The following is a 10558-nucleotide window of genomic DNA, read 5'->3' as shown; positions in this document are numbered from 1 at the left end:
ATCAAGCATAGGAATCACCTCGACTCTAGTATAGCAAAAAAAGACATCAAGTTGATGACTTTTTCAGTGGGTTCATCACAAATGGACCTTCTTCTCTTTTCATCTGAGTAAGCTAATAAAATAACTCTTATTTTTCCTCTTTTAACACCAGATTTAATACCAAGGCAGCCAAGGTCCCTGTTGAAATACCTGATGAGAAGACCATTTGAAGTGCTGATGGAAGATGGCTTAACAATTCTGGACGAACGGTCACTCCAATCCCAAGCGCAAAGGCAATAGAGATAATCAAGAGCTCACGGTCCCCAATTTTAACCGTTGCAAGAGTCTTAATCCCTTGGGCAGCAACCAAACCGAACATGATAATCCCAACACCACCAAGAACAGGCTGGGGCATGATGGAAATCAAGGCTGATAATTTGGGAAAGACACCAAGTAGGGTCAAGATAATACCTGCTAAAATCATGACATGACGACTAGCAACTTTTGTCAAAGTAATGAGGCCAACGTTTTGTGAGAAGGCTGTATTTGGACCAGCCCCAAAAATACCGGCAATCAAGGAACCGACGCCATCTGCCAGAACACCATTTGCTGCCCGCTCAGAAGAAATCTTTTGATTTGAAGCTTCTCCAATGGCCATCATAATCCCCACCGTCCCAATCAAAGATACGACATAGGCTGGGATGAAGGCTAGAATAGAAGATAGGTCAAATTTTACACCATAATGGAAAATTTTAGGAAGAGCAAACCAAGCCGCTTCTCCAACAGCAGACATATCTACTTTTCCAAGCAGAATACAGAGGACATATCCAAAGACCATCCCAAAGAAGACAGAGACCGTTTTCAGCATTCCTTTACCATAATGATTCAATGCCAGAGTAAAGACCAAGACGATAAAGGCAATACCGATATTTTCAACTGAAGCATAGTCTGAAGCGCCAGCTCCACCAGCTGCCCAGTCCATACTTACTGGCATGAGGGTAATACCGATGAGGGATACAACAGTCCCCGTAATCAATGGTGGAAAGAAGCGCATCAAGGGTTTGACAAAACGACTGAGAGCAATCTCTACAAATGAACCAGCAATGGTTGCTCCTACAATACCAGCAATTCCCAACTGACTACCAACGCTGATTGCTGGATTGGCAAAGGTAAAGTCCGTCCCCATCAAACCAGAGACACGTGAACCAATTGGCCCCAAACCTTTAGATTGCAAAATGGTGGCAATCCCAGCAACAAAGATAGAGGCTGATACCATAATAGAAGTATCTTCTACCGATAATCCCAAAGCACTTGCAACGACAAGAGGTACTGCAATAATACCTGCAAAAGCTGCTAAAATATGCTGAAAAGCAAGCAAAACAGCCATCCCTTTTGGTGGTTGTTCATCAATTCCGTAAAGCATCTCCGAAGAATGTTCATTTGGTATTTTCTGAGACATGATTTCTCCTTCATTATTCCTAAATAATGGTATTAGTCTATCAGAAAATACAATCATTTCAATATATTTTGCCCCTATAAACAAATAATGTTCGTGTTTATAGAAGAGTTTCGTCAATATTTACAATATTCCAACCCGAAAATTCGTTTATTGTTTTGATTTTGGCAAAAAAATGCTATAATACACAAAAGTAGCATTTGGAGGAGAAGATAAACATGAAAGCTTTGGAAGCACGCATTTTAAAAGATGGTCAGGTATTAGGAGAAAATATCTTAAAAGTTGACTCATTCTTGACCCATCAGGTTGATTTTCGCTTGATGAAAGAAATGGGGCAGGTCTTGGCAGATGCCTATCGTTCTAAAGAAATTACCAAGGTTGTCACGATCGAAACCTCGGGTATTGCACCAGCCGTCTATGTTGCAGAGAGCTTAGATGTGCCAATGATTTTTGCTAAAAAGCATAAAAATATTACTATGACCGAAGGCATTTTGACCGCTGAAGTCTATTCATTTACCAAGCAAGTCACCAGCACCGTCTCTATTGCTAGTAAGTTTTTGTCGCCTGAGGACCGTGTTCTAATTGTTGATGACTTTTTGGCCAATGGACAAGCAGCAAAAGGCTTGATTGACATTATCCAACAGGCTGGGGCGCAAGTGGCTGGGGTTGGTATCATCATCGAAAAGTCCTTCCAAGACGGTCGCCAGCTCTTACTGGATGCAGGTGTCCCTGTTACTTCACTCGCTCGTATTGAAAAATTCCAAGATGGACAGGTTGTTTTTGCAGCTGCGGATATTTAAAAGGACTTGCTTCCAAATCGGGAGCAAGTCTCTTCTATTTTATAGCTAACTGAAACAAGAGCAGGACAAAAGTGCCTCAAGAAAAGTATTGCAATTTGGCAGCACTTTTCTGAGGTGTTTTTTGATGTGAGCCCAGATTTTCTCGATAGGATTATACTCAGGTGAGTAAGGAGGAAGAGGTAAAAGTCTATGTCCCTGCTCCTCGCATAAATCTCTTAGCTTACTCATCCTATGAAACCGTGCATTATCCATAATGATAACAGCTGGTTTATCTAAAGTTGGTAGCAAGAATGTTTTGAACCAAGCTTCGAAAAAGTCACTCGTCATAGTATCTTTGTATGTCATCGGAGCTATAAGCTCACCATTTATGAGACCTGCAACCAAAGATAGTCGCTGATACCTTCTTCCAGAGACCTGACCTTTTATTAACTGACCTTTCAAAGAGCGAGCATATTCTCGATGAAAATATGTCTCAAACCCTGTCTCATCAATATAAACAGGAGTCAGATGGCTTAAGTTATTAAACTCTTTAAGGAACAAGTCTACTTTCTTAGGGTCTTGTTCATAGTAGGTACAACTCTTTTTTTTCGAGTATATCCCATCGCTTTGAGAGCGTAATGAATAGCTGTTGGATGACAGTCGAATTCAGAAGCTATTTCAGTCAAATAAGCATCTGGATGAGCGTCAAGATAGTTCTTTAATTTTTCTCTATCAATTTTTCTTGGTTTGGTTCCCTTAACTTGGTGATGAAGGTCGCCAGTAGTCTCCATTAATTTTAGCCATTGATAGATGGTGTTGCGTGAAATATCGAAAATAACAGATGCTTCAGTAATACTGCCCGTTTTCTCATAGTATGCGAGAACTTTTTTACGAAAATCTAATGAATATGCCATAAATACATTATACCACAAATGTACTGGTTTTATTTCATTTTACTATATCTATAATTCCACACCAAAGACTTCTAATTGCTTCAATTCGGCAGCAGTCAACCTGCGGTATTCTCCCAAGGCTAAGCTGTCGTCCAATACCAAGGGACCCATGGTCAATCGTTGCAAGTCGGTCACCGTCTTGCCACAGGCCTGCACCATGCGTTTGACCTGGTGAAATTTCCCTTCTCGGATGGTGATGTCAACGAGTGAAGTCTGCTTAGCTTCATCTGTAGAGAGGATGGTCAACTGGGCTGGCTGACTGGTAAAGTCTTTCAGCTCAATTCCTGCCGCAAATCGTTCGACATCCTCTTGGGTCATAATCCCGTCAACCTGTGCACGGTAGAGTTTATCCACATGTTTTTTCGGAGAAAGCATGGCATGAGCCAGCTGACCGTTATTAGTCAAGAGGAGCAAGCCATGGGTATCGATGTCCAAGCGTCCAACTGGAAAGACTTCCTTCTGGCGAGCTGTATCATCTAGCAGGTCCAAGACAGTCCGATGACGGTCATCCTCGGTTGCTGAAATAACTCCCTTGGGTTTGTTCAATACATAATAAACAAATGTTTCATGGCTCAAGACCTGGCCTGCTACTGCAATCTGGTCAGTCTTTTCGTCAATCTGTTGCTTGGGGGACGTCTCTACTTGGCCATTGACTGTGACTTGCTTGTTTTTCAGGACTTTCTTGACTTCTGTCCGACTGCCGACACCGCAATCCACTAAAAATTTATCTAATCGCATACGAGTTTCTTTTCCATTTTGATATAGTCTGCTTGCTGTTCTCTTTCTGTAAATCCAAGAGCATGAAAGAGGGTTTGAGCTGCTTGATGAAAGGTGGCAACTGTCAGTGTAATACTAGCTGGCTGAACATGTTCCACTATGTAGTCTTCAATAGTCTGATAGAAAGCTCTGCCATTTCCCTGACCTGTCAAAGACGGTTTCATACCCAAACGAATGTCAACGGTCTCACCATCTTGGTCAATACAGAAATAGCCCATGAGGGCGGCATTGCGAATGACTGCAAAAAAGCGGTCCCCACGCGCCTCGGGTGAAATCATCTCAGCATAAGTCTCGGGGTTTGCACTAATCGTATAGGCATCCAAAGGTGGTTGATAGCGCCATTGGTTAGCAATGTCCAATGCCAAATCTTGTGGCAGGGGCATGATGTAAAAGTAATCCATTCTTCGAAAATTTTTTGCCAAATTTTTAATCCGACGGTTTTGGGTGGCGTAATGATCTGTCTGATAGACATAATCCACATAGCCCAACTGATAGGAGGGAATCATGTCCTTAAAAATCAACTGAACATCCTCGGGAAAGCGAAGTATTAATTCATTTAAGCGGTTGTTTTCTAACATAGGAATATTATACCAAAAGAGGCTGGGCTCAAGCCCAGCGGCTACTACTCAGAGTTCGTGTCAACATCTCAGCGCAGTGGTTGATTGGGTTTAACAGTCCAGTGGACTGTTAAAGGTTGGAGATAAGATTTGCGAAGCAAATCTCTGCAATTCGTGTTTCCCACTCCAAACCTGACCATTACGACTGTTGCGAACAAAGTTCGCTTCATCTCCAACCTCAAACAGTCACTACTCTGACTTAACGATTGATGCGAACTTTGTTCGCTCTATCTCCAACCTCCAAAGGTTCCCCGAACCTTTTGTAGCGAACTCTGTTCGCTCTATCTCCAGCCCCCAAAGGTTCCCCGAACCTTTGGGGCTATACGGGGGTGGGAGTTCAAAAGGTCTGGGAGACCTTTTGAAGTAGGAAATACAAGCTGACGGTAGTCAGCTCACATTATTCAAAGTCTGGGGATAGACTGTTTCAGCTCAACAACTTAAAACAAAAAATTGTTGACGAACTCTTTTTTAGACCAGTCGAGTTCTTTCTCACTCCCACTTCTTCAGTTGTTTATAAATCAAGCCAGCGCTTATCAAGGCACAGCCGATGGCGTAAATACCAAAGGCTCCTGTTGGGGTTGGGTTAAGTTTTTCCAGATAAGTCGGCAAGATGGCAGAGGTGGCTCCGCCGATATTGCAACCCATAAGGACGATTGTCATGACCGCATTGAGCAAGGCCTTAGGAGCCCGGTCCGTCACCTGACTAAAGACAATGGTCAGAATGATACTGTAGAAAAATCCTGACACCATACCACCGAGGCCCAATACCCAGAGATTATCCGCAAAGGCAATACCGACAACCGCAAGTCCAAAAACCACATAGGAAACCGCTAAAAGCCAGCCCTTCAAACGACCAACCAAGCTACTAAAGACAGTCCCTGCCACAATCCCCATGACCTGCATGAGACTGAGAATCAGACTGGCTTGCTGAGCAGTACCAATGCCCTTGGCTAAAACAATCTGAGGAATACGAATGGTCAGAAAGGTATTGACATTGATAACAAAGAAGGCTAAGAATGCCAGATAAATCCCCATCATCCACATGGTCTTGTCCAGTTTGACCTTGGGCGCGTTCTCCTCAACCTTTACCTCCATGCGAGCCAGCAATTCCTCCTTGGGAACAAAGAGAAGGAAGAGAGCCAGGATGACCAAGGCAAAAAGGTAGACCAAGAAGGCAGGTTGCCAACCAAACTGGGTCAACCAACCGACAAGGAGGGTAAGCCCTGCGCTTCCCAAAACCTCTGCTGAACCACGCAAGCCCATCATCTGTACCCGCTCCTGACCGGTGAAAAAATTACCGATAATGTTGATGGCACGGGCATTGATCAAGCCAATCCCCAAACCAAGCAAGATACGAGCCAATAAAATCAGAGGATAAGCAGTTAGAAACATTGGCAAAGCTCCACCGATGGCCATAAGCAAAAGCCCTGCAATGATAATGTTTCGTTCAGACAAGAAACGGACAACTAGACCATTTGCCAATAGAGTAACCATAATAGCAAAGGAGGTCACCGTAATCAAATTTTCCACCTGGCCCGCTGCAATTCCCTGCTGGGCAAAATGTTCAATCATCTGCGGAATAGCTGGCGAGACAGCAAATGTCGAAACCAGCATGGTGGATAGGGCCAGCAAACTGGCTTTTTCTAAAATTCTTTTCATTTTTCTCCCTTTCAACGTTCGTCTTTTACTAGTATAACAGATTTGAAAGCGAATGGATAGAAAAGTCCGACTTTTATTCTCTCCCATTTCATGCTATACTTATCTTAACTATATTCAAAGGAGAGAATCATGTCTGTTATTGAACGATTGACAAAAGCTGCCCATTTGATTGACATGGATGACATCATCCGTGAGGGGCACCCAACCCTACGCCAAGTCGCTGAAGAAGTTGTATTTCCCCTATCTGACCAGGAAATTATTTTAGGCGAAAAAATGATGCAATTCCTCAAACATTCGCAGGATCCAGTCATGGCTGAAAAAATGAAACTCCGTGGCGGAGTTGGTCTAGCAGCACCTCAGATTGACGTTTCCAAACGCATCATTGCTGTCTTAGTCCCAAATCCAGAAGATGAGGAAGGCAATCCACCTGCCCAAGCCTACTCCCTTCAAGAAGTCATGTACAACCCTAAAATCGTAGCACATTCTGTCCAAGAAGCGGCTTTGGAAGGGGGCGAGGGTTGCCTATCTGTTGACCGCGAAGTCCAAGGCTACGTAGTCCGCCACGCGCGTGTGACTGTTGATTACATGGACAAAAACGGCGAAAAACACCGTATCAAACTCAAAGGATATAATGCCATCGTGGTCCAACACGAAATCGACCACCTCAACGGTGTCATGTTCTACGACCGCATTGACCCAGAACACCCATTTGCCGTTAAAGAAGGCATGTTGGTAATTGAATAAACACAAGAAACTGACTGAAAAATTTTCAGCCAGTTTTTCTTTTTTTATGAAAATAGCAGAGCTAACTGCCTAAAAATTTCCTGCCCATCCAAGACTATATCTTGAAAGAGGAGGTAGTCCAGCAGAGCCAGCAAACCAGCTAGTAGGATGAAAACCACTAGGCGATTTGAAAACCGAACTTGCAAAAGATGGTTGAGACTAACCAATCCAATTTCCAAAACAAGCAAGCCAAGCACCATCCACAAGAGATAAGGGGCATTTGGAAGGAACCAAGCCCAGAGTTCTTGTCCCCTCAGGAGTTCCAGAAAAATCCCCCTCTCCGAATGCGAAAGCAAGACAAGGCCATCTTCCAGATAACCAATTCCTCCGACCAGACTATTGACTAGGAAAAGACTAGCTAGAAAGAGCATTGTAAAACAAAGAGCCTGACCCAGTCCCAGCAACCACTTGGTGAGTAGAACCTTGTGCAAATCCACAGGCTGGGTCTGATAGAGACGCCAGTTTTTCCCTGCAACCTCCACCGCCTTACCCCGACTGCCAAGCCAAACCGCCAGCAAGAGCACCAACAAATAGGCCGGACCATCAAAGAGAGAGCGTAGACTGCCGATACCTGACAGGTCTCTGGAGCGGTCCCAAGAGGGATCGTCTACCGGAACCAAGGCATCATTTGTGTCAAAACGATCTTCCAAGCTGGTCAAAACGACATCCTTGCCCCGCTTTGTTGCTGGCACCCCAGCCTCCATCAGCTGCTGCCAGTAATACTGACTGACCTGATTGCGAGTCTGGTAACGGCGAAGATTATCCACCGTCTGGCTGGCCCCAATATCACCATTGGCAAAAGCCTTTTCCTCTCTAGCCCATAGATAGACCTGCTCTGCCTCTAGCATAGCAAGGTGACTAGCCGGCAGAGCCTTGGGATTGTCCTGATATACCTGCCATTGCTTGACATAGAGATCTTTATAGATATGGTATTCCTGTAAAAGCTCCACTCTCCACTCCAACTCCTCCTGATAGCTCGCGTCCTCTTTGACCAACTGCCTCAGACGGTTGATTTCCGACTGCAAACTCTCCACATAGACCTCATCCTGCTCATAGGACTGGGCAACCAACTCCATCGAAACCCTCTCCTCCTGGGCAACCTCTTGCTTTTCTAGTCCCGTCAGTAGGGAAAATAGCAGAGCTAGGAGCAAGTTTACTAAGACGAGCCCTTTCCAAGAATTGAGCCGACTAAGGATGAGAATATCAAACGCCCAAACCTTGTCCAAACGCCCTGTGTCTAACTCCTTCTGATGCCCCACGGTCAGGACCAGCCTTTTCTTCTCTGTCAGCAGATAATAAGTAATGAAAAGCCCAATGGTCAGCAGGAGTAAGACATCCACCTGTATAAAGACCTGTGAAAATGCAGCTGTGTCTAAAAAACCAGGAAAGGCAAGCAAGGGCAGAATTTGACCTGACCAACCAGCTACTGCACCTGCCTGATAGGAAAGCCCCAGAACCAACAGTAACCCTGTCACCACAAAAATCAGCCGACTGGCCAACAAGTGGTCCAAAAATCCAAAAAGTAGGCGAACAGCTAGAAGCAAGACCAGCCAAAAACCAAGCAAGATAAGCCCGTAAAGCCAAGAGCCTATCAACTGCCTCTGCCCCAAAATCTCAACAGGAGCTTGAAAACTAGATACAGCCAACTGACCTGTCACCCCATCATAGACCAGGATAAAGAGCAAACCTATCCCCACAGCCAGCAAAAGCGAAAGCAAGGAAGCAACCAAACGCCTGACTCCCTGCAAACTCAGACTATCCCATTGCCGCAACTGCCAAACTTGATGAGCCAGTGTCTTTTCCGACAGTTGATTGGCAAGTAGAAAACCAAGCACCAAAAATACAGGAAGAAAACCAAACAAACTTTCTAAGTAGGCTTGAACAATACGCCCTGTTTCCCAAGCTTGATTTTCAGGACCATCAGGCAATTGGTAGGCAAGCAACCAGTCATTCCATCTGGCCAAACGTTCGACTTCCGTTTGTGTCAAGGAATTCCGAGTTTGAAAAAGCTGCCGATTGCGACTGATAAAATAGTCCAAATCCTGATACATGAGTTTGCGGTAGTTGGGGATAGCTTCAAACTTCCCCTCATCTAAGGCCTGACCGACACTTTCTATATCGGATTTCAAGCCCAGCATCCGCGGTGCTTCTTCTGACTCCTCCTCAATTTTTATATCTGCCAAGACACTAGCCAATTCATTCAGTTCTTCTTTATAGGTTTCCACATAGGCCGCTTGATGGGCTTGCCTTTGCGAGATGGGAAGGTAGGCCAGACCTAGAAAACCAAGTACGAGCAAGCAGTAGAGAGGCGACCAGAGAATTTTCTTGATTTCAAAGTTCAGTCTCATGTCCCCTCACCACCTTCCTCCACGTAGAGATCACGATAGAGGGATTCCATATAGTCGCTAGCTTTTGTAATCCCAGCCACCTGCTGGATTGGAATACGATCCAAACAATCCAGTAAATCTCGCTCGGGTAAGAAGATTTCCACCAGACCCTGCTCTGCCTTTTTCCACAAGAGTTGAGGATAATCCCGTAAAAATTCCTGAACCTGATTGGAGTTTTCCACAGCAAGATGGTAATCATAATCCGCCATCAACTCCACTTCTGTGGTAATCAACTTGCTGGCCTTGAGAAAATAAACCTGATTGGTCAGCTTCTCAATCTCCGACAAATGGTGGGAAGAAAGCAAAATGGCAACACCTTCTGCCTGTAAGTTCAAGAGAAATTCCCGCTGTTGAATGATATTGGTCGGGTCCAAGCCGATATGGGGTTCATCCAGCAACAAGAGCTTGGGCTTGGGAAGTACAGCCATGGCAAAGAGCAGCTTCTGCTTCATACCCATGGAATAACCAGCCACCCGCTTTTTGACATAGTAGCCCATCCCCAATTCTTCCACCAACGCATCCACTTCCTTTTTCCCCAGCTTGTGAGTGGCAGCCACATAGGTCAGATGGTCATAACCCGTCAACTGTGGATAAAGTGCTTGGGCATCCAACATGACAGACATATCCTGAAAAATCGCTCGGTCACTATTAGGACGACCATTGATAGTTACCGACCCACGGTCAGCGGTTTCTGTATTGCTGATGATATTCAGGAGGGTGGATTTTCCCACACCATTGGGACCTACTAGGGCCACCAAGTCCCCCGCTTGCAACTCAAAGGACACATAGGACAAGACCTGGTGGGCACCGTATCGCTTACAGACATCGACTACTTTTAGCATAGAAACTCCTTTCTTGGAGAAATGGCAGAGCGGAACAAGAGCCTTTCATCAGCTTATTATTAGCTAGACTACTTCTTGAAAGCCTTATACAGCAAATAAAGCCCTACAAGAAAGCTCAGACTGCTACAGGTTTCCAGAACAAAACATGTATAAACGTGTTCAGCCACAACCAAACATCTGAGGCAACAATCTCATAAGGGGTAAGGTGGAATAGTAAAACACTGCAGAAAGAACAATGACACCACTTAAAAAGAACCCACTGAAAAAGTCATCAACTTGATGTCTTTTTTTGCTATACTAGAGTCGAGGTGATTCCTATGCTTGAT

The 10558-nt window shown here is 44.7% G+C and carries 9 protein-coding genes; 2 read left to right on the top strand and 7 right to left on the bottom strand.

The genetic code is table 11. The annotated features are described in order from the left end of the window. Positions 1 to 127: 127 nt before the first annotated feature. The gene (locus tag SST62_RS0104945) at positions 128 to 1438 is read right to left on the bottom strand and encodes a nucleobase:cation symporter-2 family protein (RefSeq protein WP_029186523.1); all 1311 of its coding nucleotides are present in this window, start codon (positions 1436 to 1438) and stop codon (positions 128 to 130) included. 215 nt (positions 1439 to 1653) lie between these two features. On the opposite strand from SST62_RS0104945, the gene SST62_RS0104940 reads away from it, so the two are divergent. Beyond that, positions 1654 to 2235, top strand: a complete 582-nt coding sequence (locus SST62_RS0104940) for a xanthine phosphoribosyltransferase (protein WP_029186522.1) — start codon at positions 1654 to 1656, stop codon at positions 2233 to 2235. Positions 2236 to 2280: 45 nt separating this feature from the next. Here the strand turns inward: SST62_RS0104940 and SST62_RS1000000112115 are convergent. From SST62_RS1000000112115 to SST62_RS0104915, 4 genes are all read right to left on the bottom strand, one after another. Beyond that, a protein-coding gene (locus tag SST62_RS1000000112115) for an IS630 family transposase (protein WP_153309602.1) occupies positions 2281 to 3128 on the bottom strand; the annotation gives its coding sequence in 2 pieces (ribosomal slippage) (positions 2281 to 2825 and positions 2825 to 3128; 849 coding nt in all). Positions 3129 to 3176: 48 nt separating this feature from the next. Further along, a complete protein-coding gene (locus SST62_RS0104925) occupies positions 3177 to 3905 on the bottom strand; it encodes a pseudouridine synthase (protein ID WP_029186519.1) in 729 nt (242 codons plus the stop codon). Next, on the bottom strand, positions 3896 to 4522 hold the full coding sequence (locus SST62_RS0104920) for a GNAT family N-acetyltransferase (protein WP_228376844.1): 627 nt from the start codon (positions 4520 to 4522) through the stop codon (positions 3896 to 3898). Before SST62_RS0104920 ends, SST62_RS0104925 begins: the two co-directional genes overlap by 10 nt. Before the next feature lie 528 nt (positions 4523 to 5050). Next, positions 5051 to 6220 carry an MFS transporter gene (locus SST62_RS0104915; RefSeq protein WP_029186517.1) on the bottom strand — a complete coding sequence of 390 codons (1170 nt, stop codon included), beginning with the start codon at positions 6218 to 6220 and terminating at the stop codon, positions 5051 to 5053. 129 nt (positions 6221 to 6349) lie between these two features. Here SST62_RS0104915 and def point away from each other — a divergent pair, with 129 nt between their 5' ends. Beyond that, complete coding sequence (gene def, locus SST62_RS0104910; protein ID WP_029186516.1) at positions 6350 to 6964, top strand: peptide deformylase; 615 nt, start codon at positions 6350 to 6352, stop codon at positions 6962 to 6964. Positions 6965 to 7008: 44 nt separating this feature from the next. Here the strand turns inward: def and SST62_RS0104905 are convergent, their stop codons facing one another. Then, positions 7009 to 9351, bottom strand: coding sequence for a hypothetical protein (locus SST62_RS0104905; RefSeq protein WP_029186515.1), 2343 nt, complete (start codon positions 9349 to 9351; stop codon positions 7009 to 7011). Then, positions 9348 to 10232, bottom strand: coding sequence for an ABC transporter ATP-binding protein (locus SST62_RS0104900; protein WP_029186514.1), 885 nt, complete (start codon positions 10230 to 10232; stop codon positions 9348 to 9350). The genes SST62_RS0104905 and SST62_RS0104900 overlap by 4 nt, the downstream gene beginning before the upstream one ends. Positions 10233 to 10558: the final 326 nt, after the last annotated feature.

The sequence above is a fragment of the Streptococcus suis YS56 genome, from assembly GCF_000440115.1.
Taxonomy (GTDB): Bacteria; Bacillota; Bacilli; order Lactobacillales; family Streptococcaceae; genus Streptococcus; species Streptococcus suis_L.
Note: the sequence above shows the minus strand (reverse complement) of the source record. Positions and strands in the feature narration are given on the sequence as shown.

Excerpts from the sequence above, each read along its gene's own strand:
- SST62_RS0104905 (WP_029186515.1), bottom strand. The coding sequence starts at position 9,351 with ATGAGACTGAACTTTGAAATCAAGAAAATTCTCTGGTCGCCTCTCTAC.
- SST62_RS0104900 (WP_029186514.1), bottom strand. The coding sequence starts at position 10,232 with ATGCTAAAAGTAGTCGATGTCTGTAAGCGATACGGTGCCCACCAGGTC.
- SST62_RS0104925 (WP_029186519.1), bottom strand. The coding sequence starts at position 3,905 with ATGCGATTAGATAAATTTTTAGTGGATTGCGGTGTCGGCAGTCGGACA.
- def (WP_029186516.1), top strand. The coding sequence starts at position 6,350 with ATGTCTGTTATTGAACGATTGACAAAAGCTGCCCATTTGATTGACATG.
- SST62_RS0104920 (WP_228376844.1), bottom strand. The coding sequence starts at position 4,522 with ATGTTAGAAAACAACCGCTTAAATGAATTAATACTTCGCTTTCCCGAG.
- SST62_RS0104945 (WP_029186523.1), bottom strand. The coding sequence starts at position 1,438 with ATGTCTCAGAAAATACCAAATGAACATTCTTCGGAGATGCTTTACGGA.
- SST62_RS0104940 (WP_029186522.1), top strand. The coding sequence starts at position 1,654 with ATGAAAGCTTTGGAAGCACGCATTTTAAAAGATGGTCAGGTATTAGGA.
- SST62_RS0104915 (WP_029186517.1), bottom strand. The coding sequence starts at position 6,220 with ATGAAAAGAATTTTAGAAAAAGCCAGTTTGCTGGCCCTATCCACCATG.